The following is a 25,580-nucleotide window of genomic DNA, read 5'->3' as shown; positions in this document are numbered from 1 at the left end:
TGGGGAATGGGTAGCCAGGGGATTAAGCAGCTAATCAAGTGTTCATCAATGATCGGTGCTTGATCGATGCTTGACGTGAAATGTATAAAAGTAGTCGGCACCGAGCAGGGCCTGGGGCCGATTATTCAACATCTGGTATTGCGGCTTAGGGAAAATGAGCAAAAAACGGTCCTTTTCTGTACCGTTTAAAATTAAGCCGGCCCCTTGATAAATTCGCATTGTTTCTTGTCAAGAAAACCAGTACAAAAAACAAGGTCAAATAATATTAAGGGGTTTATGGTTTTTTTTACTTTTTGAGGTTCTTTTATGCAAATTGGTTATGCCCGGGTTTCAACCCATGAGCAAAATTTAGATTTACAGATAGATGAATTAAAAAAGGCCGGCTGTGAAAAAATATTTCAAGATAAGGTTAGCGGCGTGGCTGCGGCCAGGCCAGGAATAAAAGAGGCCGTTTCTTTTTTAAGGGAAGGGGATACCCTTGTGGTTTGGCGACTGGATCGCCTGGGCCGCTCCCTTAAAAACTTAATTGAATTAGTGGGGAGGTTCCAGGAAAAGCAAATAGGCTTTAAGAGCTTAAAAGAATCTATAGATACAACCAATTCAAGCGGGAAATTGATTTTTCATCTTTTTGCCGCCCTGGCCGAGTTTGAGCGGGATCTAATAAGCGAAAGGACAAAAGCCGGTCTTGCAGCAGCCAGGGCCAGGGGAAAAAATGGTGGCAGGCCATCTAAGCACAGTGAAAAAGATAAAAAGATGATTGTTGAGCTTTATAATAGCCGAAAACACAGCATCAAAGAAATTTGTGAGACTTTCGGAATATCAAAAACAACGATGTATAATTATTTAAGAGAACACCGGGAACGGTTTATTTTTCCTAAAAAAATAGAAGATTTATAGAAAAAGAATAAGGGGAATTTATTTAAAGGCCGTAGGTGCAGAAAAAAGAAAGATGGTTTTAAATGCCTGAGGGTAGAGCATATTTTTAAAAACACATACTATATACCCTTGCTATATACGCACCTTTGCTATATACTCTGCATATATAGCAAATTGAATATAAGGAGCTTTTATTATGGAAACAGGGACCGTTTTTGTAAATAATAGAACCCAAGCGGTAAGGTTGCCGGTTGACAGTAGATTCCCCGATGGTGTGAAGAAAGTTGTTGTGCGTATCGTGGGCAAAGATCGGGTGCTTTCCCCTGTAGAAAACACATGGGATAGTTTCTTTCTTGCTGACGATGGTGTGACGGATGATTTTATGCAGGAACGTGCTTCACAAGAACAATCCGAAAGGGAAACCTTTTAATGCTGAAATACATGCTGGATACCAACATCGTTATTTATGTGATTAAACGGCGACCTATTGAGGTTTTAGACGTTTTTAATGCCCATGCAGGGCAAATGTGCATAAGCTCAATTACATTGGCTGAACTCTTACACGGGGTTGAAAAAAGCTCTATGGTGTCCCACAACCTACGCAAAGTTGAAGATTTTATATCCCGCCTGGAAGTCTTGTCTTATGATGATAATGCCGCTGCCCATTATGGGCATATCAGGGCAAACCTGGAAAAGAAAGGTACACCTATTGGGGTGAACGATTTACACATTGCCGGACATGCCCGGAGCGAATCTTTGATTTTAGTCACTAATAATATGCGTGAGTTTGAAAGAGTTGAGGGCTTACGGTTGGAAAATTGGATTTGAAATAAAGGATTTTAACGATGTTCACCCATCATATTGTCAAACTGAATACTTACGGCGATGGTTACGGCATCATTTCCAGCCATAAGACTTTCAATGCAGCCAAGAAAAAAGCAGACCAGGACGATGAATTTAAAATCGTTAATTTTGATTCTGAAATTGTTGATAAGAACGATACACCAACGGGTGAAACCGTTGATATTCAATTCATTAAAGAGCATAGAGTGCGCTGGACCCCAGAGTATGAACAACCACGGTGCTGGAATAAGCTCTGATTCTAAAAAAAAATAATTAAAAATCGAAAAGTTTCCCGTGGGTGGCTGGTTTTTATGCGCCCGTAGGGCGTGTAAAAAACAGCCAGCAGCAACCTTATGCTACCGCCTTTCGCTCTTGGTTATTATAGTAAATTTCATCCGGTGTCCAGTTCTCCAGAGCCTGATGAAAGCGTTCCCGGTTGTAGTACTGAAACCATTGTGTCAGTCCTTGGCGGAGCTTGAGGCCCCCTTCAAAAGCCCTTAAATACAAATAGTGATACTTCAGTGTCCACCATAGCCGTTCAATGAAAATATTGTCACGAAACCGCCCACGGCCATCCATGCTGATCCGGATGGCATGTTCCTTTAAGACCCCAGTGAAAGCCTCACTGGTGAACTGGCTGCCCTGGTCTGAATTGAATATTTCAGGACAACCATATTGATGTATCGCATCCTCAAGGGCATCTATGCAGAAGGCTGTCTCAAGGGTGTTGGAAAGCCTCCAGGATAATACTTTCCGGCTATACCAGTCCATAATTGCCACAAGATACATAAACCCTTTGGCAAGAGGAATGTATGTGATATCCGCACACCAAACCTGATTGGGACGGTTTATTGTCAGTTTACGAAGCAAATAGGGATAGACCTTGTGCCTTGGGTGCTTCTTACTCGTTTTCGGCTTTGGAGATATGGCCCGCAATCCCATTTGCCTCATCAGCCTTTGGACACGTTTACGATTTATTTTATAGCCCAACCTTTGAAGAAAGGTACGCATTGATCGACTTCCATAATTCGGGGTTTTCAAATATTGCTCATCAATCACTCTCATCTGCTCAAGATCCAGGCTACGAGCCTTTTGGGGACGGTAATATACCGAGGTCCGGCTTACCTTAAGCAACTTACATTGTTGAACAATACTGATCCGGGGATTATTGAAATCGACCATTTTTTTACGTTCAGTTCGACTTAAAAGTTGAGCTTTTTGGACAAAAAATCGTTTTCCACCTTTAATCTGCCAATTTGGCGGTAAAGCTCATCTACTTTGGTATCCATATGCTTTTTTTGATTCTGATTTTTATCGAATACATCTGCGGCGCCGTTAAGTAGATTCCGTTTCCAGGTGTTTATCATTGTTGGATGGATTTCATACTGTGCTGCCAACTCGGCTACTGTTTTTTCATTTTTCAGGGCAGCCAACGCAACTTTCGCTTTGAATTCAGGTGAAAACTGTTTCCGTTTTCTGGTGGTCATTGCCAACTCCTTTCATGTTAGTGAATCAGAGCTTAGCACATTGTTCGGATTCTGGGGACCACCGCAGAGAACGGTTTATTTTTCCTGAAAAAATGGAAAAATTGCTGGAAAAAGGCGATTCAGCTTCATCTGCCAGCCAATATTGTTGTCCGAAGCCGCCAACTGTGGATAAAAATTAAGCGTGACCATCCGATGAGGCTAATTTTTTATCAGGCCATGAGGGACTTGGCCTAACATCAAATGGAATTTACCAGGTGAGCCATGGATAAATGCGTCTGGTGGTCATCAGAAAACTATATTGCCTGCTCAATATCGATCTCTGAGCTTTCGATCTCATAAAAAATTTCATGCCATTTTACTTCAAGGAAGTATTTTCTCATTTTTGAACAGAAATTTTACTGTATCTGATATCGGATGCAGAATCTGGGTTCATATATACTTCGGCTTAGGAAAAGCTATAAGGTCACAATCTGTGACCATTAAAACATAGCAAGGTCTATACTCTCGGATCGAAATTTATAATCAAACTTCGTACAAGAAAGTTCGCAAAGAATCCCCAGTCTTCTTTTATTTGCTTTCAACTTTAGTTTTTAGCATGTTGGATCTGACAGAATATTTGAGTTCAATAATTTGTGAATCTGGGACTACAATAGCAATTTTTTGTTTAACATCAAAAAAAGCAATCTTATTTCCATAATATCTTATTACTTTCCCTTTTAATCCGTTTGGGTATTTGGGGGTGTATAGAAGGTCAAAAGTCTTTTGTTGAGGCACATTTTGATATTCTGCAAATTCATTAGCCCCATCCTTTAAAACCCGGTAAGAAAACAGAAACATAAATAAGGGGATTGTAAAAAGAAACATGCGAAACAGTATTTTTATAGTTTTAATAGTTTCTTGGATTTTTAGTTTGTTTTTAAACCAATGAAACAGAAGATCTTGAACTGATAAAATCGTAATTGAAAATACCATCAGCAGAGAGGTTAAAACAAAAAAATGTGTGAAATATTTTGTATATATATATTTAAACCCAATAGAAATGAATTGTGTACTAGAAGGCAGTAGCTCCTCGTTGCTTAAACCAAATTTCTCCAGAAATGGTACTTCATGCAAGTATCCAATAATGAATAAAATGGCGGTAATCGTGGTTATCAAAATTGCAGAGTCAAAGAACCAGGAAGGTGTTGAACGATTATTATCCATATTCGATTTTTTACCTTTTAAAGAACCATAAGCTATTTATATAAACCTGGATCAGACTATACACGAAAAATAGATCAAAACCATTGGTAATGTATCATTTGGGGTGGTTTTTCAAAGGACCACTTATTTCCACGACGCATATGCTGAGGTAATCAAACAATTTTTCCCTTTTTTATAATGTCTGAGTCAAATTGTAATAAGGGAGGCTTGAAGGACTTATAATACAAGGGTTTAAGAGCTTGCTCGGCGTCCTTCTTCTATTTGGTTTAAAGGCTTCTTGGTTACGTAGAGCAGAATAGGGAAAATTAAACATTGTTATTCGATTTTATCCTTGATAACAATAATGCCCATTGTGTTTCGTTCAGATCCATGAAAGGCATGATCAGGATATTTATAACTCTTTTTTCCTTGGAGATTCGATGCCGCCAATCATATCCATGAAAGAATCCACAAAAAAGTTGCTTAATGTAACTAAGGTGCATAAAACATTTGATGGGGGGCAGAAATATGTATTTATTGCAACATGTGGAGATGTAAAATGTGCCATAAAAATGTTTAAGTATGGTTTTGGGAGAAGAGAAGAACGAGAGTTGGAGTTCTACAAGGAGAATGCGGCCCTCAATGGTATCCCGAAAATACTTGATGTAATAAATGAAAAAAACGAAACTATCGTTGTCGAAGAATACATCAAAGGCAACTGTCTCCAGGACATAATTTCAGATTACAGAGAATCCTCAAGCCTCATATCAAAATTGGTCTGCGATATAGCTGATATAATGGAACCAATTTGGAATGAAGGTAAAACGCACCGGGACTTAAAACCATTAAATATAATCATTACACCGGAGGGCCTACCTGTCGTTTTAGATTTTGGAATATTCAAAGATCCCAGTCTCACAACTATTACTGATACAGGTGTTCAGCCTAATACCTGGATGTTCGCTGCACCGGAGCAATTATTAGGAAATAAAAGGCACATATCCTATCGAACCGACTTTTTTTCTTTGGGTGTTATGGCTTATTGTCTGTACTATCAAACGCTTCCTTTTGGAGATAACCGAGATGATGTCATCGCAAGAATGGTTGAACAAGATTTAACCTATCCTACAGTTGAGAATTGTTCTTTGAATGTTTTTTTTGAGCAGACACTGAATTTCGACGTTTCCGTTCGACCAAGAAATGTCACTTTATTAAAGGAGTCTTTTGTCTCATGAAGATATATCATCAGCTCGGGCATAATCATAAATGGGCGTTAGATGCCTATTTTGAAAATGGAATAGGAGATGGTTTTGTTTTTTGTGCCTACAGTTTCCCTTATGGCAAGATCGAAACAGGTGTGAGTAAGTATGGTCCCAGTGAATATATGGATAGATCAATGATTGATCTTCAATTTTATGGAAGTAAACGAACAACAGAGAATGGAAAGCTACACACATACCCTTTCAATCCCATCAATTTAGAGCCAACAGACTCAACAATGATTTCTGGGACTGAACTGATAGAAAAGGCGATTAGATATCAAGAGACCTTGTCTATTAAAGACATCATAGTCCCTGTATTCTATCACGAACTATCGGATCTCGATCAATACTTAACGTACTTAAGAAAAATTAATAAAATTATCATTAAAAGGAAAAAACAAAACGGGGACCATAGGTATTATATGACAGTCCCATTTAGTAATGATGCCATCATTGATGAAGATTATGTTGAAGATTTATTGCAAGCTTTGACAGATATGCCAATTGCTTTTGATGGGTATTACATAGTTTGTGATGCAAAGCCCGAATATAAGAAGAAAGTAAGTATAGATTATGATTATTATGAAAATCTTATAAAAACTTTTAATGTACTTAATAAACAGGGCTTTAAGACGGTTTATGGCTACGCCAATTGGGATGCTTTAATATTTGCTACTCTCTGTAACATTGATTGTATAACCATTGGCACATATGAAAATCTTCGTAATTTCAATATTCAAAGATATACTGAAATTATTGCTGGTGGTCCTTCCCAAGGTTGGTATTTTTCTGAAAAACTACTTAATTTTATCCGGGCACAGGAGTTGAAGAACCTAAGACGTAGAAAGTGTTTGGATTTAATAGCCAATGATAAAAACATTTTTTCTGATATCATATTGAAGGATGACTTTCCTTGGAATACTCACAAACCGGATGTGCACAAGAACTATCTACTGGCTATTTCAAGATTGTATCAAGATATAAGCGGTCAAAAATCGATTCGGAAAAGGGTTAAATTCTTGCAGAAGCGTATTGATGCCGCTCGAAATCTATATGCAACATTGGAAACAAAACATAGAGTATTTTTAAATGATGAGAGTAGTGACTACCATCTCGGGGCTTGGGATTCGATAATTAAGATGCATGCATAGTGTTTAGAACTTTTTCATTAAGTAGAATGGCCATCTCATCACTTATCGGTTCTTCGCTTTCATGATTATAGAGCATTTGAATGCCGTTTTTTTCACAACAACCGATCAAGCCAACTCCCATTCGCTGAAAGCTTTCAATGTTTTTAAGCGCTGGGTTTACCCTATTGAGTGGTAGACATACAAAAGACTTATGAGAAAACCATTTGTACCTATATGCCTGTTTTAAGGCTCTCTTCCAGTTTGTTAACTTAGCTTCAATTGCAATAGTTTTTGTCACTGTTCGGACATACTCTTCTTGGGGGTATACTGCATCCCCCTTAGTAAGAATCAAGTTTAAGTTGCTAAGACCTTTAAGAGAACTAAGGATTTTTTTTCTACGGAGTCTTGTTCTGTCCGAAATATCCTTGATTCTAATTCCAGGGTGTTTATTAACAATTTTGAGTAGCTTGATTTCAATCAAATTTAGAAAGAAGTCTCTTTTCACAATAGAGTCTTTAGTATGCGTCAGAACTATATCTGCAATCCCATACCCAAGATTAACTTCTTGTAATAGAACTTGATGATCACTTTGTAAATCAATAGGAACCTCAGTCGCTAAAGGGGACTGTAGAAAGAATAAAATTTCATCAACTAACTGTTTTTCTGATTCAAACATGCGACCACCTCGCTAATAGGTACGTTGCGTCATCATTATTTGAACCAACGATCAATTTTTTTATACCTTTTTTGATGTAATATGAGTGTTTCAAGTTCGATAATCTATGCAATTCTCTTAGCTTGTATTCGCTACTCTCCATAACAGAATAAAAACCATCTGTACATATCAAAAGGTTCTGAGATTCGCTTCCTACAGGGAGTTCTGATTCGTTAATGTCTTCATTTATTAGCTGCTTTGACCCTAAATATTTCGTTAAAATATTTTTATTAATTGGATCAGAATCATCTGCGGTAAGTTGGAATATATACTGTTTAGAGATAGAATATATCCTTGAGTCCCCTAAATTTAAGAATTTAATTTTTTGTGAGGGTTGATTAGGTATAAAAACTAAACTACATGTCAGGTAAGGATCAATAAGATTCGCTGTTAATAATCTTTGGTTTAAATCCCTTATCAATCCTGCTAAATCGAAAGATTCATCGTACGCATAGCTTGAGTGATTTTTACCAATATATGAAACTGAGTATTTTACTGCTTTTAGAGCTCCTTTGGCAGAGCTCACCCCATCAAGTACACCTAAGATATGGTAGTTCTTTCCATATGCAGAGATAATCCCATCTTTATTATGAGTTCGAGTTCTTCCTTTAATGGAATCACATATATATTGTAAAAATCTACTTTGCATTATTTGAGATTTTGCTTTCTGGTGGTCATAATATTCACTGTAGCCTTTATCATGAACAGTTATCATCTAAAAGGCCTTCTCTCAATAACATAATTATTCTATAGAAAAATTATAGCTTTAGGCGCGGCTAATTTTTCTGACGTTTCATACGAAACGTCACAATATGTTATGATTCTCGTGTAAATATTATGTTCTTTGTGTACATATATATAATACTTTGGACATTTTGGGGTCATCCGATTTCATTCATCAAAATGCTATGGACCTCTTTGTCCTCAATCCCCAAATATAGCATGGTGGTCTTAGGATCTGAATGGTTATAGCGTTTAGCGATCACATCAAAACCCACACCATACTTTGTCCGTTGTTGATATCCCCAAGTCTTTCTTAAAGAGTGTGTTCCGTAATTACCCTTCAGGTTAATAGTCTGCGTCCATTTTTTTATAAGTCCATGCACTGCCTGGACTGAGAGAGGTGCATTCTCACCTTTCCGGCTCCGGAACAAATAATGGTTGATCAGCGTCATTTATAATTCCCGCCAAACGACAATTAAAATTCCCGAAATTTAAGAATCAAAAAAAATGGTAGAAACATCCAAATTGAACAGAAGGAGAGATTTGGATGGTAACGGACCAGCAAGTGAGGAGGTTGTTCAAGTTGATTCAGTCAGAGAAGAGTTTCGGGATAGCAGCAATGAAAGCTGGAATGGATGAAAAAACAGCTCGAAAGTACCGTGAACACGGGAAGTTGCCGAGTGAACTCAAAACGGATCATACATGGCGCACACGCAAAGATCCGTTTGAGGAGACCTGGGATGGTATCAAAGGCATGTTGACCATAAATCCAGGTCTGGAGGCCAAGACACTGTTTGAGGATTTGCAACGCAGACACCCCGGCCGGTTCGCCGATGGACAATTACGGACCCTGCAACGGAGAATAAAGCAATGGCGTGCTACAGAGGGGCCGCCCAAAGAAATCTTTTTTGCTCAAATTCATAAGCCTGGCGAATTATGCCAGTCAGACTTCACCCACATGGATAAACTGGGCGTCACTATAGGCGGCGTCCCTTTTGACCACCTGATCTACCATTTTGTTTTGACCTATTCCAATTGGGAGACAGGTACAGTCTGTTTTTCAGAGAGTTTCGAAAGCCTGAGCCAGGGCCTGCAAAATGCCCTATGGGAACTTGGTGGTGTGCCGCAGCAACATCGCACCGATTGTCTGACATCCGCTGTTAACAAGGTAAGTCACCCTGAGGAGTTCACCAGCAGGTATCAGGATCTTGTTGACCATTACGGTATCATTCCTTGCAAAACTAACCCTGCCAGCCCCAATGAAAATGGAGACGTGGAGCAGCGCAATTATCGGTTCAAAAAAGCCGTTGACCAGGCCCTGATGCTGAGAGGACACCGGGATTTTAAAGACCGGGAAGAATATGACTTGTTCCTGGCCAAACTGTTCGCACAGCTAAATGCCGGTCGTAGGAAACGGTTTACACAAGAACTGGATCTCCTACACCGGTTGCCCAAACGCCGGCTTGATGCATGTAAAAAGATGGATTTAAAGGTTGGTCCCAGCAGTACCATTCGGGTCAATCACAACGTTTACTCTGTAGACAGCAGGCTCATAGGAGAAAATATCCAGGTCCGCCTCTACATGGAATGCCTGGAGGTCTGGTACGGCCAGAGAAAGGTCGATACTTTGCCAAGGTTGCGGGGTGAGGGCAAATATAAAATCAATTACCGGCATATCATTGACAGCCTGGTCAAAAAACCGGGGGCATTTGAAAATTATCGTTATCGTAATGCCATGTTCCCCACCAGCCGGTTCCGGATTGCCTACGATCATTTAAGAAAGCGTTATACCGTTAAAAGCTCAGCAGCAAGGTATCTGAAAATATTATACCTGGCAGCAAAGACAAGCGAGGTGGCAGTAGACAGCGCCCTGATGGTTCTAATAAACGAGGATCAGGAAATCAGCAAAGAGGCTGTTAAACGCCTTATTGAGTCCAACGCCTCTGTCAGCAGGCCGGATGATGTTCATATCCAGGCAGTTGATTTGACTCGTTATGACCAATTGCTCAAGGGGGTGGCGGCATGATCAATGATCGGGATCAGATAGACACCAATCTTAAAAGCCTCCATATGCCGACCATGCGCCGCAGTTATGAAGAAATGGCGGATCAGGCCAGGGCGGAGGCATGGGGATATGAAAAGTACCTCTTACAATTGTTGAGTCTCGAATGCGAAGTCCGCTGGCAGAACCGGATATCACGTAACCTGAGGGCATCCAAGTTGCCATCTTCCAAGACATTTGAGAATTTTGATAAAAAGCGCCTCCCCTTAAAGGTTGCCAATCATTTAAGTGTCCTGGTCAACGGCGCTTTTTTAGAGCGCTGTGAAAACATCCTGGCCTTTGGTAATCCGGGTAGCGGGAAAACCCATCTGCTCTGTGCCATTGGCCATGAATTAATTGCAAAGGGTAAGCAGGTTCTTTTTATCTCATGCAGTCAGCTCGTCCAGGATCTGCTGATTGCCAAAAGGGATCTTGAGCTAACCAAAAAACTCAAATCCCTCTCCAGGTTTGATGCTGTGATTATAGATGACATTGGGTATGTCCAACAAAGCCGGGGAGAAATGGAAGTGCTGTTTACCTTTTTGGCGGAACGGTATGAACAGGGCAGCCTGATGATCACGAGCAATCTTCCGTTCTCTAAGTGGGAACAGATTTTTAAGGACCCTATGACAACGGCAGCAGCCATCGACAGACTCGTTCATCACAGTATCATCCTTGAATTGAATGTGGAAAGCTATCGCATGGAACAGGCTAAAATGGAGGCCGAATAATGATCGAGACCAGATATACCAGGCAGGAGATTGTTGAGATTATTAAAATGATCCGACTGGATTTATACAATCGAGGCCTGAACTGCGGTGCCGGTGCTATCAGCAAGGAGATGGAAGCGGAAAATATTGAACCAATGCCGTCAGCAAGCACTATCGGACGGATACTATCGATAGAGGGCTTAACCCATGGAAGAACCGGGTTTTGTGATGGTAATTAAAAGGACTTTTTACCGGATTATAATGGGGGCCAGCCCCCAAACCCCCGGAGTTTAGCGCATTATAGACCAAAGTATGAGAGCAAAAAGCGAAAGGCCGTACGTGGAAAATACGGCCCCTCATACTTCAGTCACCTTCTCGGCGCTCAGGTTGCTCTCCAGCATAGCCTTATCCTCCGGAAGGATGGTCTTAAAAAACATAATCAGAATTGTTTTGCAAGTATTTTTTAATGAAATTAAATGGTTACGCAGGTTGGGGAACGGGAGTTTTAATTGTCGTTGAAGGAAAAAAATATTTGTCGTTGATCAAATGGTGATCTTCTATTTCTCGGGTGCTACTTAAAAAAAAGTTATTTAGCGCCTTCCGGACAGATTTATTTATAACTACCACATTCTTTTTTTTCGTTTTGCTCTCGGTGATCTGATGAACTTGACCAGGCTTCAGGTAACGAACATCTCCTACCTTAATTTGGAGAAGGTCTCCAGAGCGGATACCGTTGTTTATTCCCATCACAAAAAGCAAAAGGTCTCTTGGGGATCCGGAGAGAAGTTGAATGATTGCTTTAATATCTTTCTCTCGCCGGATCGGCTCCACCTCGATTCTTGACCCCTTCTTTGGATGATTGAAATTCTGTCCTTTCTCCATTGCTTTTCCTTTATCGTCAAATCTTAAGTTATAAACATTTTAACACATATAACTTAAGATTTAAAATGGGAGTTGGGAGATGTTTTATTGCCAAAACAGCGAAAACCATCATGAACAGAGGTGCTTTTGCAAGTTGACGAATCTTAACTTTTTGTCAAAAGTTAAGATTCGAAGAGGTGGGAGTTTTCTTGCCTAAAATTCAAAAACTGGGTGTTCACAGATTGAACATCCAGTTTTTGCGGAGATAGAGTAGTCGCGCTTTCATGTTAAATAATATCTTTACTGGAACCAAAAATTCTATCAAGATTGTTCCAGAAGAATATTATATATATCATTAGGTTCCAAACCAATTTTATGGGAAAGGGATTCGTCCAATTCAAAAAGCTGCTCACATAATTTTATCGCCCAAGTAGAATCATTATTTATTCGATTTATAAGAAACCATATCATAAAATAAGCAACACATGGTGAATTCGGAGGGCCAGTATACTGAGGTACAACATTTTTTAAAACAGTTTGAGCCGGCGGATATGATATTTTAACATTCCAGACTCTTTGATGATGGGCACTTTTATTTCTGATTACGGTTAATGATAATAAGATTGCTTCCAGGATCTGCCAGCTGGTTTTAAATTTTTTTGCAATTTTTCGTTTATACTTGGTTTGTAGTATCGAATAAATTTTAGATACCTGACCAAGCGTTAAAACTTCCATCACCACCCATCCCGGGGGATATTCCGGATCAGAATACTTCGAATAATAATGGTCTATAGGAATAGCGTCTCGATTCCTATCAATATTGCTGCATATAGATTGAAAATACCCTTCAAAATTTTGGAAAGATTTCCCTTTATCAGGTGAATAATTATCAAAGAGAGTTTCATCTAAGAACCAATGAGCATCATTAGTTCTTAAGCTCATATAATTTGAGATTGCTGCCCTCACAGCAACCTCAATTCTTTCGACAGCATCCATTAAGACCAATTTTAACTTTCGGTCAAAAATATAGAGATTCAAAATATCATCGAACTTAACACCGTCTCGAAATTTATCTTTTTCATATTGATAAGGAAGAAAATATGCAGATAATCTATAATATCCAATAAAGTTTAGATATCGATTTGCTTTTTCAACATCTTTAATATCTAATCCTCGATTTTTTAATTGTTCTAATAGCTGATTATTCGAGTAAGGAACTTTATTATATGGGATTTTAGAAGTCAATTTATTGAGCGATAGCCAATAACTTTAATATGGATATAAAAAACCCACTTAGCCTCTCTTGACAGAGATAGTTACCTGCAAAAAATTTGCAGAGCTAAATGGGTATTATTCAGTGCCAATATATTTGGCTATAATATATAGATGTGCAAAAAATAAGTCAACAATTGATCATGATGCATGCTAAAAAACTTCGACCGGAGTTTTTTAGCATGCATCATGACGAAAATCAACGCTTAATCGCTGCGGCAATTTTAGAAAACGGATTTAACCTGGGCGTGTTTATGGCTCTGAGCTCATTATTCTTGCTATTTAACATAACGAGCGGATTAAATATATGTTCAATTCGCTTTCCTCTAAAATTAGCCCAGATCCTGCATAGTTGATTAGAGGTTGCCCTAAAAAGAGCACTCTTTTATAATGATCTTGGGGACTTAACCGCAGACCACCTGCGAAAAAGAGATCACCAAAAGGGTGCATATGAAACATACCAGAAAAGGTAGAAAACGAAAAGTATTCAAACAGGGATCGGCTCATATTTCGTTCACAGGAAAATCTGTAGCTGCCAACGCCGGAATGGCTCTTGTAAGCCGTGTATTCGACAAATTTCATATCCCTGAGTTATTGGAAGGAGTCACAGCCGATCTTGATCAGGATAAACGCCATCCCACCCACGAACTTTTACAACAGTTGATTGTATTGAGACTCATGGGCGGAGAAGCTATCCAGGATGTCCGATTGTTAGCTGAGCCCGCCCTGATCGGGATGTTTCAATGGAAAGACATTGTTCATCCGACAACTTATGGCCGGAGGCTGAAAACAATGACATGGCGACACAACCTGAATCTGGAGAAAATCAGCACCGGATTGAGTTACCGTGTTGCCAAACCCGGCAAGTTATTTATCACCGTCGACTCATCTGTCTGCACCGTACATGGCCAAAAGATTGAGGGTGCTGATACTGGATACAATCCTCATAAGCCTGGAAGAAACAGCTACCATCCCCTTATAGCCGTTGATATAGGCTCGAGATCTGTTATTGATGGATACCTCAGACCTGGTTCATGTGCTTCAAACGATGGGCTTGATGGCTTTGTCCGTAAGATTGTTTCAGAAGCCGACCGGCCTGCAAAAGATATCATTTTCCGTTTTGATAAAGGGCTTACATCCGGATCAATTCTGGATACAATCGAGGAACTGGGCGCAGGCTATGTGGCTAAGGCAAAATTATCTTCAACGATCATGGGACGAATTTCAAAGATCAAAAACTGGAGAAGTATTGGCAATGGCCATTTTGCAGCCAACTTTCATTGCAAGCTATCGGGATGGTCCCGGTCAAGGCGATTTGCTGCAATAGAGCGGAATCTTCCGCCAGCCAATGTTGCTGTCCGAAGCCGCCAACTGTGGATAAAAATTAAGCGTGACCATCCGATGAGGCTAATTTTTTATCAGGCCATGAGGGCCTTGGCCTAACATCAAATGGAATTTACCAGGTGAGCCATGGATAAATGCGTCTGGTGGTCATCAAAAAACTATATTGCCTGTCCAAAATCTACGTCTGAGCTTTCGATCTTATAAAAATTTCATGCCATTTTACTTCAAGGAAGTATTTTCTCGTTTTTGAACAGAAATTTTACTGTATCTGATATCGGATGCAGAATCTGGGTTTAATAAATGAGGGTCAGGAGATCAGCATAGAAGCTGCTGAACGCCTTATTAAGTCCAACACCTCTGTCAGCAGACCGGATGATATTCATATCCAGGCCGTTGATTTGAGCCGCTATGACCAATTGCTCAAGGAGGTGGCGGCATGATCAATGATCGGGATCAGATAGAAAACAATCTTAAAAGTCTCCATATGCCGACCATGCGCCGCAGTTATGAAGAGGTGGCTCTTTGCGACATTGTTGAGAAGACCATCCCAAGATGCCAAGGAGGTCCATTTTGCAAATCTTTTATACACAGTTTGCAAAGGCCCTAATCTTTCAGGAATATCACGCCAAAGAACCCCAGTTTTTAAAAACTACAAAATTCCATTAAACATTAATAGGTTATCCTTGGGTCTCCGTCCTCGTGTTTCTTTTCTCGGTGGTGCAAGTATCGGTTCTATTTGCTTCCATTGTTTATTTGAAATAGAGTGTCTGTTCATAAACAAGACGAAATCATGCTCCATTTCAAATGTATAGATTATTTAAAATACAGTCCTTACGGGCTGTTTCTAAATAAATCATGCTAACCAAACCAAGCAAGAAGCAATAAGCACCATTGCATGGTAACTGCTGGCGAGTTTCTCATATCGAGTCGAAACTCGCCGACAGGATTTTATTTTTGCGAAAAAGCATTCCACCAAATGTCGTTCCTTATAAAGGTGTTTATCAATTTTTCTCTGAACCGTTCTGTTTCTTCTTGATGGGATAATGACCTTAGAACCTTTAGATTCAACAATTTCAATAAGTTTGTCAGTATCATATGCTCTATCAGCAAGGAATTGATCTGCTTCTATGTCTGCCATTAACTCATAAGAAGGTACCATATCATGAACATTACCCCCGGTCAGTTTTATTCGTACTGGATTACCAAGGCCATCAACCACAGCATGGATTTTTGTTGTTAAACCACCTCGACTTCGCCCAATGGCCTGAGAGTATTGTCCACCTCGTGCCCCGCAACCGTGTTGGTGAAGTTTTACGTAGGATCCGTCTATCATACCGGATTCTTTATCCTGGTTCTTTGCGACATTATTGAGAAGATCATCCCATGCTTCCAAAGAGGTCCATTTTGCAAATCTTTTATACACCGTTTGCCAAGGCCCGAATCTTTCAGGAAGATCACGCCAAGGAGCCCCTGTTTTTAAAATCCACAAAATCCCGTTAAACATTAATCGGTTATCTTTGGGCTTCCGCCCTCGTGTTTCTTTTTTGGGTGGTGCAAGTATTGGTTCTATTTGCTTCCATTTTTCATCTGAAATAGAGTGTCTGTTCATAAACAGGACGAAATCATCCCCCATTTCAAATGTCTAGATTATTTTAAACTTTTTTGGAAACAGCCCCTAGTGAGGACCCTTTCCTATTTTAATTTGATCAAAAACTTTTTTTAAATCTAACCCCATATTTTTACACAAAAAGATTATTCTTGATTGGTGCAGTGAAAATTTTGTGAATATAATAATTTGGTCATTTGTATACCATGTTTTAAAAGTATGGCTTTGCTCATGAGGGTGATTGAAGGTTGTATACAAGAGGTCTAAAATTTTTTTACCTTTACTTTTCTCATTTATGTAAATTGCATAGCCTACGTATTTATCTTTCCAAAAAATATAAGAAATAGGATGGAATTTTATATTATTTATTTTTATTCGCTCATCATTATTTTTGTTTTCGTAATATTTCAAAAATGGCTTATACCTATGTGAAGAAAGATACTTCAAATTCTGAATACTGTTTATATTTTGTGAACACTCATATTTATGCTCATTAAATGAATAGGCATAGCTTTGATTAAATAAAAGGCAGATGCAGAATAAAAGACTATAATTAATTACGTTTTTCAAAAAACTCTCCTTGTATATTTTATCGAGTTTAAACCCGTACATGGTAGTTTTCTTTTTAAGCTCCTGCCCTAAAGGGATCTAACCACCAATGCTTTTCAAAAAAATTGTTTATTTCTTCTTCTGACTTAAGAGCCCTATCTATAAGGTTTTCAAAAAAATCACTTCTATCCCAGTATGGTTCGCCAAAATTAGGATCATGTTCTAAATCGTCTGGATCTGTGGGCCAACCAAAATCCAAATTGGGTAATCTTTGATCACGTAAAGGGCTAGGCAATCGAAGGCTATTGCTATTCGATTGACTCTTTGAAAAACCATACCCCCAAGCCCCCCAACCACCTCCTGAGCCTCCTATGTTGGTACTTTTATTTGATTCCATTTGATTGTCAGAGTCCCATCCCCATCCTCCGGCATGCCAGCCTTGATCTTCATTGTTTTCGGCTTGGGTTCCGTAAGGTCCTCTCCCCCAACCTGTGCCATCTTTGCCTCCGAGATCAGCCATATCACGGCTTGAGTCTTCTCCGCCGTTATGTGCAGCTTCAGAATCAGCAATTCCCCAACCACCATTAGACTGATCTGCATCACCATCGGGTTCATGCCCGGTGGGATCCACATACCGAACAGGATTATTAAGGCAATAAGCATACCGGTTCAAACTCTGGGGGTTGAACGGTTCCGGCACAATGGTATCCGCCATGATGAACTGACCGATCACCGGGTCATAGAGCCGGGCGTCGTAGTTGTAAAGCCCCGTGCCCTCGTCCTGCTCCTGGTCGGTGAACTTGTAGGCGCTGTGTTGTAAAAGAGCATTGAGTTCCTTGTCCAGACCATAGGGAAAATACCCCCCATAGTCAATAACGCTTCCGTCCTCCCGGGACATAGCTTCAGTGGAGCCCAGATGATCCTTATGGAAAAATACCATCCCCGTATCTGTGACCTGGGCCACCCTCACATTCCCGGCAAAGACATAATAAGTCGAAGTGCCGTTAACAATCTCAAAATTATCCCCGAAGTAAAGGGTGGAGGATGCCCCCCGGATTTTTTTAACCCGTTTATTGTCTGCATCATATAAGAATTGGGTATCATCAGTTCCCACGGTGATGCCGGAGATCATATTGTCGGTATTAGATACGTAATTTGTTGGGGTTACCCCGTCATTTTTAAAGGACCGGTTGCCTGTGGCCGTATAAGCATACTCGGTCAGGGACCCGTTTATCCGTATTTCTTTAGGGGCGTGGATGGGGGTGCCCGGGACCTCGTCATAGGTAAACTCGATCACCTCCACACTGGTTCCGGCAACGGCACCGGTCCCGGATGTCTGCTCCGATATGATCCGGTGGTTATGATCGTAAACGTAGGTGGTTGTTGTATTGGTCCGGTTGTCCGTGATGGTTTCAACGTCCCCGGCTTTTGTATAGGTATACCCCTTATCCATGATGGTTTCGGTGAGATTGTAAGAATGGATAAGGATGAGCCGGGAGGTGGCAAAGTCATAGATGTAATTGGTCACCGTGCCGTTCAGATGGTTGAGGAACTCTATTTTACCCTGGGGGGAGTACTGGGTAATCTCGGTGACGGAACGGTTGTCCTCCTGTTTGACCCGGGCAAGCAATCGGGTGCCGGGGTAAAACTCATAGGCCAGGGTTTTAAACAAGGCGTTGTTGTGGGTGACGGCCTTTGAGGCGGGACGCCCGGCCATGTCCCAGGTATAATCAAATTTCACCGTTTGTGCATCCACAGTCCGGGTTTCGGAGAGCAGCCGCCCGGTCTGGTCATAGGCTGTATGCCGGGTGGTGGCATTGGCGTTGGACGTTTCATAAAGAAGGCCGATGCCGTTGGCGCCGGCGTCATAGGCCCATGAGGCAAAACTGCCGTCGGGGTATGTTTTTCGGGTCAAGCGGTTGAGTTCGTCATAGGCAAAGGCCAGGGTGACGTTCCGGGCGTCGGTCTGGGTGGCCAGGTTGCCGTTGAGGTCGTAGGTATAGGTCCAATGGCCCATGTCCGGGTCGGTCATGAAGGTCTTTTGGCCCAGGGTGTTGTAAACCACGATGTTTTCAATGGGATTGCCCGTGGCAGGATTGTTCCGGGAGACCTTCACCAGATCCCCTGCCGGGGTATAGGTGTATGAGGCCGTAAAATCCGTGGGACCGTGTTCAATTACCGTAATGACCCGCCCCAGAACGTCCAGGACCTGGGACTTGCTGTGGCCGTCGGGGTCGGTCACCCGGGTGGTGAGGGCATTGTGGGTAAACAGGGTATTGATCCCCCCGGACTGTTCCAGTTTAATGATCCGGCCCTTGTCGTCATAATGGTTCCTCAGCCAGGTGGTGGTGACGCCGGTGCTGACGACTGCAGGATCGGCAGACAGGGCCGTGTGGGTGCTGTTCAAAAAGGCATTGGTTGAAGTAAAAAAGGGCCCTTTGACACAGGCTGCCCGGCCCATGTTGTCAAAGGTAAATAAAGTGGCGGTGTATTCATCCTTGGACTTTGCCACCGTCTGTACGGTGCGGCCCAGGCCGTCGGTGTAGGTGATCGCATCGATGAAGGAGTTCGCGCTCTCTTTGGTTCTGCGGGTCAGGGACCGGGGCATGGATGTGTCGTCGTAAATATAGATTTCCTGGCCGCTGTCCGGGCGATCGGTCTGGATAAGGCGGCCGTGGACGTCATAGGCATATGTTGTCTGGAACCCGTTTTCGTTTTCAAAGGTCAGGGGGGTGCCGAACCGCAGGTCGATATCCGGGTATCGAACCACGTGGGTATGAATCCCTGTGGCCGGTTTTTCGATACGCACCGGCCAGGCGGCAATGGTGGGATCGTAATCGAACAAGGTGACATTGTCCCTTGGGTCCCGGATGGAGGCCAGGTTGCCGTGGACATCATAGGTATAGGTGGTGACGGGGTTGGTGCCGCCAACATTGACCTGCTCCCGTGTGAGCAGGTTGCCCGTATGCAGCTCGTAGGTGTAATTGGTATCCCGGACCATGCCGGAGATTGAGCCGGTGAGGGTAGCCCGGATGGTGCGCAAAGGATAATCCAGGCCAGCTCCGTAATAGCCGTATGTATAGCCTGTGGCTACGGATTCGGTGAGGTTGGTGCCTGACACCGTGGATGTCAGCAGGCTGCCATGGTTGGTATCGTAGGTATAATCCTCCTGCCGGATTGCCTGGCTGCCGGTGTCGTACTGGATTTCTTTTTGGGATGCAAGCCGGATAAATGAGGTGTCGCTGTCGTATGGGGTGCTCTCCCAGGTATAGTCGGTTCCGGAGAGCAGGGCCCCGTCCGGGGCTTTGAATTCAAAGCGCTTTGTGCGGCCGTCCAGGAAGCGGTCCTGGTGAAACAGTCGGGTTTCCGTGGTGCCGTCTGGATTGGTTTTGACCACGGATTCGAAGGCCCGCAGTTCCCTGTCTTCATAGTCGTAAAGGCCGCCGCTGTATGAATATTCGGTGGTGGAGGTGTTGCCCAGGCCGTCCTTCACCGTCAGCTTTGACACTGTCCGGAGCACCATGGGCAGCCGGGTGTCGGCCCAGGCCGTAGAGGGGGTGTATTCGATGTCTGTAATGCTGCCCGATGCGGCCGAAATCCTGTGCATCAGGTCGTTGCCACCCCCCTGGGGGGAATAAAAAGAAACGCCGGAGGTCGACGCCCGGGCAATGCCGGTTCTGCCGTCGCCGTTGAAGTCTCCGGTGACAAGGGGATATTGATGATTTGTGGAAAACCACTGGGCCGGGCTGAAGTTGGATATAGGGCTGCTGTGGAGGGTAAAACCCGTACCTGTAGATATATAGACAGCCAGGGAGGTTGGTTTGACCCGGCCGATGTCGGTACGGCCGTCGTCGTTGAAATCCCCGGTGAAGATGGGATGGGTGTTGTAATCCGTGCATCCCTGGCCCATTGTCAGGTCATTGATCTGGCCGCCCTGGGCAAACCCTGTGCCTGTGGACAGATAGGTGAAGACCTGGTTGGCGCCGGCCCGGGCGATATCCGTCATGCCGTCCCCGTTGAAGTCTCCGGTGACAAGGGGGTACAGCCCCTGGCTGTTATAAACATGGGTGGACCACCCGAAAACCGGCAGGGAACCGTAATATCGGAAGCCTGTCCCGGTTGATATGTATGCCTTAACCCCGACACTGCCCGCCCGGGCCACATCGGTTCTGCCGTCCCCGTTGAAATCCCCGGTAAAGGCAGGGTGGCGGCTGATATCGGCATAGCCCTGCTGGCCTGCCAAATCCGAAAATCCGTTATAGCTCTGCCAGCCGGTGCCGGTGGACACATAAAAGACTGCTGCATCGGCGGTGATCCTGCCCACATCGGTTTTGCCGTCTCCGTTCCAATCACCGGTAAACACCGGATGTTGGCTCTGCTCCCCGTATCCCTGGTATATGGAGAGCGCATTCAATTGGGGATAACTTTCCCAGCCGGCACCGGTGGAGGTATAGAACACCATGCCTGAATTGCCGACCCTCCCTATGTCTGTTTTGCCGTCCCCGTTCCAGTCGCCGGTGAGGACGGGGTTGGTATTGGCATTGGTGTATCCCTGGCCCTCTGACAGGTCGAAGAGAGAATCCATGGCCTGGAATTCATTGTTGCCGGAGATATAAAAATCAACACTGCTTGCACCGGCCCGGCCCAGATCTGTTTTGCCGTCCCCGTTCCAGTCGCCGGTGACCATGGGATGGACATAGGTATTGGTAAACCCCTGACCCATGGCCAGGTCCGATATTGGTCCGGAGGAGGGGGCCAAGGAGGCCCGTTCGTGGGCGTAGGTGATTTGTGTGGGCGGCAGGGAGGATCCTCCGGTAATTTGATTTGCCGCATCCAAAGAGTAATCCGATCCGTACCGGGTGATTTGGGTCAGCAGGGAGCGGCCGGTATTGGCACTTGGGGTATAGGCCAGGCCATAGGCCCGGATCTGGTCTACGTTGGAAAAGACCGCCACTGTTTTAAGGCGTTTGGCCGTCACCACCCTGGCGTTTGAGCTATAATTGATGATGGGGTCGGGCCTGTTTTCATAATAAAAAGCGACCGTATAATAATTGAGGTATTGGATGGCAGAAAGATAAACCTGCCCCTGATCCTTAATGTAGGAATAGGTTAAGGTGTTTCCGTTGGTGTCTAATACTGATGACAGCAGCCATTGGAATGTGCCGTGGCTGTTGTCCTGCCGGGTCTCCGGGGCGGGGCCGAATTCTTGGACCGTACCGTTTTTAAGGGTGACGGACCATGAGTTGTCTGTTTTGAATTCAATAACAGAAAATGCCTGTTGTTTTTCAGGGCGGTAGGTGCCGTACCCGTTTGCATCCACGCTGACGGGGAAGATCTCTTCGCCGTTGTAAGTAAAGCGGTTGCAGGTATAGCAGGCCCCTCTCTTGGTGGACCGTTTGATGGAAGATGTGGTCATGGCCCAGCCCACGCCGGCCGTGCCGTTTCTTCTCGATGAGTTATAATTGAGTGCAACGGCCGGGGTCAGGCCGTTTCTGCCCGACGGCACCCGGATGGGATACTCCAGGACTGCGGCACCGATGCCCATGGCTATTTCCGGAACAATGACAGCGCTGCTTGTATCGAAGACAGATTCTTCAAGGCTGGGCGGTACGGGTTCGGTGGGTGACTCCGCCATGGAAGCCGCTGCTTCCATGGCGGAAGATTTTAGCAGGCGCTCCGGCGCCTGTTCACCCTCTGAGGTTTCGCTATCCTCTTCTTCGTCCGTGCTTTCAAGGTCTTCAATCGCCCCCTGTTCAGTCAGGTCTTCTTCCACCATTTCAATAACGGTATCGCCGGCACCGGTTCCGGTGTCCTCGGCATAGGCGGGAAAAGCAATAAAAATGAAAATGAGGGAAGAAACCATCCATGTTGAGAGTACAGATACCAGCGTGTTCATTTTCAGCTCCAGAAAGATTTATTTGATACGGACTATTTTTTTGATTCGGCCCAGCTCGTCATATTCGTAATAGGTACCCTTGGGCGGGAGGCTGTTTGCGTCATGAGGGTCGGAGACCTTGAAATAATACTCCATGTAATTGGTCAGCCCGTCCCCGTCGGGATCCAGTCCTGCATCATCGGCCAGGGGATTCAATCCATGGTCTATTTCCCATTTATCATTCATCTTATCCCCGTCCGTATCTGCATTGCAGGGGGAAGTTTCGTTGAGTTCAGGTTCGTGGATGCCGTTGCGGTTGGTGTCTTCCTGGCTGTCCGACAGGCCGTCGCCGTCGGTGTCCTCAAGGTTGGGGTTCATGCAGCCGGCGTCAGAGCGCCGTTCCACGACATCGTGGATACGGTCCCCGTCGGAATCCGGGCTTGCCACAGCCCTGAGCCTGCCGCCGGGCAACACCCTAAAACCGGGATTGAGTTTCACCCGGATCTGGGCGACCAGGTCAAGGTAGACGCCCGGATTGATGGTGGTGATATCTTTGGAAGCAATAATGCCGTTTATATAGTGCCAGCCCGAGGGGAGATTGCCTGTCAAGATCAGATGCTGGTCCGCATCGGCCACCAGGGGATTCAAGCCGTTGTCGATTTCCCACTTATCCCCGATATTGTCCCCATCCGTATCCAGCTTGCAGGCGCTGGTTTCGTTGAGTTCCGGCTCATAGATGCCGTTCTGGTTGGCGTCTTCCAAATTATCGGCCAGCCCGTCGCCGTCGGTATCCGCCGCCTGGGGATTCATGCAGCCGGACCGCTTTTCCGCCAGGTCAAGGATGGTGTCCCCGTCGCTGTCCGGACTGACAAAGGCCTTAAAGCTTCCCCCGGGAAGCACCTTGAATCCCGGCATCAGCTGGACCCCGGTTTTGGACATCAGGTCCAGGTCGGCCCCGTCACGGATTTCGGTGTCTCCCTGGAAAGTGATGCTGCCGTGAATATAATGCCAGGCCCTTATGGTCTGAGGACCGGATAACACCAGATCCTGCCCTATTGCGGAAGTAGCGGTCAGCAAAAAAATGATGAGAGCATTCAATTGCAAATTTTTCATTGGGCGTTCCTTAATTGGAAAAGATATTCGGTTCCCAACCGAAATGGGTATTCAATAAAATACAATATTCTAACGTTCCCAGTCTTTACCGAAAATCTAAGATGTCCCGGCATTGTCTGTTATGGGCAGGTAGACGCCCTAATAAAATTTCATATCTTTGATATCAACTACCATATAAGTTTGATTAGATATAAATTTTGAAGGGGGCTTAAATCACTTAAGCCCTCTTCATATTGAAATTTATTGATATATAGAAAGTGTTCCAAATCTTAAATCGCCTATACGGACAACCATAGAAGTCGATGTTGGTATCCGGATGGCCGTAGTAGAGTGGTAAGAACTCACGTTTCCAGTTATAACATAACCTAAACTATGCCCCGCCCCTCCCACTTCATTGTCTACCGAAAAGTATAAAAGAGTTGGCTTGCGCTGTGCATTGTTCTTTCTTAATACAAAATACACGGGCTTTAATGGAATCAATTCGGACAAAGTAAACTCCGTATAACAACCGCTTTGAGCGCAAGCATAAGTTTTTTTAAGGGTAAGGCCAAGAGCGGCAATGGATTGATCCAAATGAGCCTTATTCACCGCATCCGTATTATTTGTCGGTGCACTGCTGACTTTTATCTTTTGCGCCTGAATTTCATCCGTGATGGTGAGGTTGCCCGTAATTTTGGTGTTGCCGTTGACATCCAGCGTGGCCGAGGGGGTTTCGGTGCCGATACCCGTATTGCCGTTGGCATCGATGGTAATACCGCCGTCCTGGGCCATGGCAGTGGCCGTTGTTATAAAAATAAAGAAAAAATAAACACCCCATTTGATCAATGAATTCATCTCCTTACTCCTTCTTTCACAATTCAGGTCAACAATAAATCAGTAATTCGGCATATTTCCGAAAATATTTCCCAATCAAGAATAGCAGAGGTTTTCATAATATACTCATGCTGAAAACGCAATCAGGGATTCCCTTAGTTTTCTCTTCTTTTTAGCAAAATGTTAAAATAGCTAAATTTTTATTTAAAAAAAATTTGAGGTTAACTGCCGGCGGAATGGGTAAGGTATTTTTTAAACCGGAAGGAGAAGCGGGGCAATGGTCCCAGGACGGTACAAGAGGGGATTGAAATCCATGACGGGCCGCGTTTTTCAATCGATTTGCAAGCCTTTTGGGCCTGCCGAATGCTTTCCCCTTTTCCCAGATGTTGCAGGTCTTAAACCACCTGTTTCTCTGCAAAAATTCTGTGGGCCGTTGCCGTTGGTAATAGGGGAGATGAAAATATCATTATATTCATGTGGGGTGGCGTTACAAAAAAAACTGCGCCAGCCTCCAAGACCGCAGCCAGTGCCGGCAAACCGGGTGAGCTTCACGGGACGGATGACGCAGTTTCGTCTAAAAGTATATTGCACGCACTGTAACTGTCAAGCCAACCTCACCCCACCGAATTTAATAAAGCCTGAATTTAGGCCTTTAAACATACAATCTGGCGCAGGCATACATCGGGAAACTGGATTTCCGGCCCTTTCAACGTTTTGGTATACCCACCCCTTCCCACACCGTCTATGCCCCGGAAATAAACCTTGCCGCATGGTCCGGCAACAGCATTTTTTTGTATAGGGTGTTGAAGGACCCGACCTTACTCCTGCCACCGCCTGATCAGGTGCCAAAGAACATAGACCCCAATAATGGTGCCTATCGGAAAAGTGAGTAATGATAAAACCCCAAAAACTATTCCTGCATAACGCCCCCAATTTTTATGAGCAGCAATTGCTGAACTCAATTTAAAATTGAATATCAGCAAACCGCCAATTGCAGAAAGGTAAAGAATATCCAATAGAAGTGGTTCGAAATCACCAGCATGTAATTTTCTTAGTGTCGAAGGAATTATTACTAAAACGACCAAAAAAAAGGCGATTGACACTAAAATACCAAGAAAAGTGATTAATCTGGCGACTTTTTCATGCGATTTCATATATAATCCCAACTGGTTAGATTT

General features: G+C 43.7%; 22 protein-coding genes and 3 pseudogenes. 11 read left to right on the top strand and 14 right to left on the bottom strand.

Features of this window, described 5'->3' with window-relative positions:
- Positions 1-306: 306 nt before the first annotated feature.
- From HUN04_12520 to HUN04_12505, 4 genes are all read left to right on the top strand, one after another.
- The gene (locus HUN04_12520; GenBank protein ID WDP90470.1) at positions 307-897 is read left to right on the top strand and encodes a recombinase family protein; all 591 of its coding nucleotides are present in this window, start codon (positions 307-309) and stop codon (positions 895-897) included.
- Between the two features lie 175 nt (positions 898-1,072).
- The gene (locus tag HUN04_12515) at positions 1,073-1,306 is read left to right on the top strand and encodes an antitoxin (GenBank protein ID WDP90469.1); all 234 of its coding nucleotides are present in this window, start codon (positions 1,073-1,075) and stop codon (positions 1,304-1,306) included.
- A complete protein-coding gene (gene vapC / locus HUN04_12510; protein WDP90468.1) occupies positions 1,306-1,704 on the top strand; it encodes a tRNA(fMet)-specific endonuclease VapC in 399 nt (132 codons plus the stop codon). The genes HUN04_12515 and vapC overlap by 1 nt, the downstream gene beginning before the upstream one ends.
- A 17-nt stretch (positions 1,705-1,721) precedes the next feature.
- Positions 1,722-1,976: a hypothetical protein gene (locus HUN04_12505; protein WDP90467.1), complete on the top strand. Its 255-nt coding sequence runs from the start codon at positions 1,722-1,724 to the stop codon at positions 1,974-1,976.
- Between the two features lie 94 nt (positions 1,977-2,070).
- Here HUN04_12505 and HUN04_12500 read toward each other — a convergent pair.
- Positions 2,071-3,206: pseudogene (locus tag HUN04_12500) on the bottom strand (IS3 family transposase).
- A gap of 567 nt (positions 3,207-3,773) precedes the next feature.
- Positions 3,774-4,409, bottom strand: coding sequence for a hypothetical protein (locus tag HUN04_12495; GenBank protein ID WDP90466.1), 636 nt, complete (start codon positions 4,407-4,409; stop codon positions 3,774-3,776).
- A gap of 419 nt (positions 4,410-4,828) precedes the next feature.
- Here HUN04_12495 and HUN04_12490 point away from each other — a divergent pair, with 419 nt between their 5' ends.
- Positions 4,829-5,623: a protein kinase gene (locus HUN04_12490; protein WDP90465.1), complete on the top strand. Its 795-nt coding sequence runs from the start codon at positions 4,829-4,831 to the stop codon at positions 5,621-5,623.
- The gene (locus HUN04_12485) at positions 5,620-6,801 is read left to right on the top strand and encodes a hypothetical protein (protein WDP90464.1); all 1,182 of its coding nucleotides are present in this window, start codon (positions 5,620-5,622) and stop codon (positions 6,799-6,801) included. Before HUN04_12490 ends, HUN04_12485 begins: the two co-directional genes overlap by 4 nt.
- On the opposite strand, the gene HUN04_12480 is transcribed toward HUN04_12485, so the two are convergent.
- The 3 genes and pseudogenes from HUN04_12480 to HUN04_12470 all read right to left on the bottom strand — a co-directional run bounded on the left by HUN04_12480 (position 6,785) and on the right by HUN04_12470 (position 8,658).
- Complete coding sequence (locus tag HUN04_12480; GenBank protein WDP90463.1) at positions 6,785-7,456, bottom strand: hypothetical protein; 672 nt, start codon at positions 7,454-7,456, stop codon at positions 6,785-6,787. The genes HUN04_12485 and HUN04_12480 overlap by 17 nt on opposite strands.
- Positions 7,449-8,210 (bottom strand): protein phosphatase 2C domain-containing protein, encoded by a 762-nt coding sequence (locus HUN04_12475; GenBank protein ID WDP90462.1) that lies wholly within the window; start codon positions 8,208-8,210, stop codon positions 7,449-7,451. Before HUN04_12475 ends, HUN04_12480 begins: the two co-directional genes overlap by 8 nt.
- A gap of 166 nt (positions 8,211-8,376) precedes the next feature.
- Positions 8,377-8,658, bottom strand: a pseudogene (locus HUN04_12470) (tyrosine-type recombinase/integrase).
- Positions 8,659-8,804: 146 nt separating this feature from the next.
- Between HUN04_12470 and HUN04_12465 the strand changes: the two are divergent.
- The 3 genes from HUN04_12465 to HUN04_12455 are packed head-to-tail and all read left to right on the top strand — an operon-like array spanning position 8,805 to position 11,208.
- A complete protein-coding gene (locus HUN04_12465) occupies positions 8,805-10,244 on the top strand; it encodes an IS21 family transposase (protein WDP93274.1) in 1,440 nt (479 codons plus the stop codon).
- The gene (locus tag HUN04_12460) at positions 10,241-10,990 is read left to right on the top strand and encodes an ATP-binding protein (GenBank protein ID WDP90461.1); all 750 of its coding nucleotides are present in this window, start codon (positions 10,241-10,243) and stop codon (positions 10,988-10,990) included. Before HUN04_12465 ends, HUN04_12460 begins: the two co-directional genes overlap by 4 nt.
- The gene (locus HUN04_12455) at positions 10,990-11,208 is read left to right on the top strand and encodes a hypothetical protein (protein ID WDP90460.1); all 219 of its coding nucleotides are present in this window, start codon (positions 10,990-10,992) and stop codon (positions 11,206-11,208) included. Before HUN04_12460 ends, HUN04_12455 begins: the two co-directional genes overlap by 1 nt.
- Before the next feature lie 310 nt (positions 11,209-11,518).
- Here HUN04_12455 and HUN04_12450 read toward each other — a convergent pair.
- Both HUN04_12450 and HUN04_12445 read right to left on the bottom strand, forming a co-directional pair.
- Positions 11,519-11,851 (bottom strand): annotated as a pseudogene (locus HUN04_12450) (site-specific integrase).
- A 300-nt stretch (positions 11,852-12,151) separates the two neighbouring features.
- Positions 12,152-13,075: an Abi family protein gene (locus HUN04_12445; GenBank protein WDP90459.1), complete on the bottom strand. Its 924-nt coding sequence runs from the start codon at positions 13,073-13,075 to the stop codon at positions 12,152-12,154.
- Between the two features lie 477 nt (positions 13,076-13,552).
- On the opposite strand from HUN04_12445, the gene HUN04_12440 reads away from it, so the two are divergent.
- Together HUN04_12440 and HUN04_12435 are read left to right on the top strand one after the other, a co-directional pair.
- A complete protein-coding gene (locus HUN04_12440) occupies positions 13,553-14,545 on the top strand; it encodes a transposase (GenBank protein ID WDP90458.1) in 993 nt (330 codons plus the stop codon).
- A gap of 179 nt (positions 14,546-14,724) precedes the next feature.
- A complete protein-coding gene (locus HUN04_12435; GenBank protein ID WDP90457.1) occupies positions 14,725-14,886 on the top strand; it encodes a hypothetical protein in 162 nt (53 codons plus the stop codon).
- Here the strand turns inward: HUN04_12435 and HUN04_12430 are convergent.
- The 7 genes from HUN04_12430 to HUN04_12400 all read right to left on the bottom strand — a co-directional run bounded on the left by HUN04_12430 (position 14,853) and on the right by HUN04_12400 (position 25,556).
- Positions 14,853-15,065, bottom strand: a complete 213-nt coding sequence (locus tag HUN04_12430; GenBank protein ID WDP93273.1) for a hypothetical protein — start codon at positions 15,063-15,065, stop codon at positions 14,853-14,855. The genes HUN04_12435 and HUN04_12430 overlap by 34 nt on opposite strands.
- Positions 15,066-15,299: 234 nt before the next feature.
- Complete coding sequence (locus HUN04_12425; GenBank protein WDP90456.1) at positions 15,300-16,055, bottom strand: IS5 family transposase; 756 nt, start codon at positions 16,053-16,055, stop codon at positions 15,300-15,302.
- Positions 16,056-16,121: 66 nt separating this feature from the next.
- Positions 16,122-16,622: a hypothetical protein gene (locus HUN04_12420; protein ID WDP90455.1), complete on the bottom strand. Its 501-nt coding sequence runs from the start codon at positions 16,620-16,622 to the stop codon at positions 16,122-16,124.
- Between the two features lie 55 nt (positions 16,623-16,677).
- A complete protein-coding gene (locus HUN04_12415; protein ID WDP90454.1) occupies positions 16,678-22,497 on the bottom strand; it encodes a VCBS repeat-containing protein in 5,820 nt (1,939 codons plus the stop codon).
- 18 nt (positions 22,498-22,515) lie between these two features.
- Positions 22,516-23,517 (bottom strand): hypothetical protein, encoded by a 1,002-nt coding sequence (locus tag HUN04_12410; GenBank protein ID WDP90453.1) that lies wholly within the window; start codon positions 23,515-23,517, stop codon positions 22,516-22,518.
- Between the two features lie 312 nt (positions 23,518-23,829).
- Positions 23,830-24,423 carry a hypothetical protein gene (locus HUN04_12405; GenBank protein WDP90452.1) on the bottom strand — a complete coding sequence of 198 codons (594 nt, stop codon included), beginning with the start codon at positions 24,421-24,423 and terminating at the stop codon, positions 23,830-23,832.
- Positions 24,424-25,220: 797 nt separating this feature from the next.
- Positions 25,221-25,556, bottom strand: coding sequence for a hypothetical protein (locus tag HUN04_12400; protein WDP90451.1), 336 nt, complete (start codon positions 25,554-25,556; stop codon positions 25,221-25,223).
- Between the last annotated feature and the right edge of the window lie 24 nt (positions 25,557-25,580).

Source organism: Desulfobacter sp., from assembly GCA_028768525.1.
Taxonomy (GTDB): Bacteria; Desulfobacterota; Desulfobacteria; order Desulfobacterales; family Desulfobacteraceae; genus Desulfobacter.
This window is presented reverse-complemented; position numbering and strand designations above follow the sequence as displayed.

Bases quoted from the DNA above. Each gene is read 5' to 3' on its own strand.
- HUN04_12505 (WDP90467.1), top strand. From the start codon at position 1,722: ATGTTCACCCATCATATTGTCAAACTGAATACTTACGGCGATGGTTAC.
- HUN04_12440 (WDP90458.1), top strand. From the start codon at position 13,553: ATGAAACATACCAGAAAAGGTAGAAAACGAAAAGTATTCAAACAGGGA.
- HUN04_12400 (WDP90451.1), bottom strand. From the start codon at position 25,556: ATGAAATCGCATGAAAAAGTCGCCAGATTAATCACTTTTCTTGGTATT.
- HUN04_12520 (WDP90470.1), top strand. From the start codon at position 307: ATGCAAATTGGTTATGCCCGGGTTTCAACCCATGAGCAAAATTTAGAT.
- HUN04_12490 (WDP90465.1), top strand. From the start codon at position 4,829: ATGCCGCCAATCATATCCATGAAAGAATCCACAAAAAAGTTGCTTAAT.
- vapC (WDP90468.1), top strand. From the start codon at position 1,306: ATGCTGAAATACATGCTGGATACCAACATCGTTATTTATGTGATTAAA.
- HUN04_12455 (WDP90460.1), top strand. From the start codon at position 10,990: ATGATCGAGACCAGATATACCAGGCAGGAGATTGTTGAGATTATTAAA.
- HUN04_12475 (WDP90462.1), bottom strand. From the start codon at position 8,210: ATGATAACTGTTCATGATAAAGGCTACAGTGAATATTATGACCACCAG.
- HUN04_12485 (WDP90464.1), top strand. From the start codon at position 5,620: ATGAAGATATATCATCAGCTCGGGCATAATCATAAATGGGCGTTAGAT.
- HUN04_12495 (WDP90466.1), bottom strand. From the start codon at position 4,409: ATGGATAATAATCGTTCAACACCTTCCTGGTTCTTTGACTCTGCAATT.
- HUN04_12480 (WDP90463.1), bottom strand. From the start codon at position 7,456: ATGTTTGAATCAGAAAAACAGTTAGTTGATGAAATTTTATTCTTTCTA.
- HUN04_12435 (WDP90457.1), top strand. From the start codon at position 14,725: ATGCAGAATCTGGGTTTAATAAATGAGGGTCAGGAGATCAGCATAGAA.
- HUN04_12425 (WDP90456.1), bottom strand. From the start codon at position 16,055: ATGAACAGACACTCTATTTCAGATGAAAAATGGAAGCAAATAGAACCA.
- HUN04_12405 (WDP90452.1), bottom strand. From the start codon at position 24,423: ATGAATTCATTGATCAAATGGGGTGTTTATTTTTTCTTTATTTTTATA.
- HUN04_12460 (WDP90461.1), top strand. From the start codon at position 10,241: ATGATCAATGATCGGGATCAGATAGACACCAATCTTAAAAGCCTCCAT.
- HUN04_12415 (WDP90454.1), bottom strand. From the start codon at position 22,497: ATGAACACGCTGGTATCTGTACTCTCAACATGGATGGTTTCTTCCCTC.
- HUN04_12515 (WDP90469.1), top strand. From the start codon at position 1,073: ATGGAAACAGGGACCGTTTTTGTAAATAATAGAACCCAAGCGGTAAGG.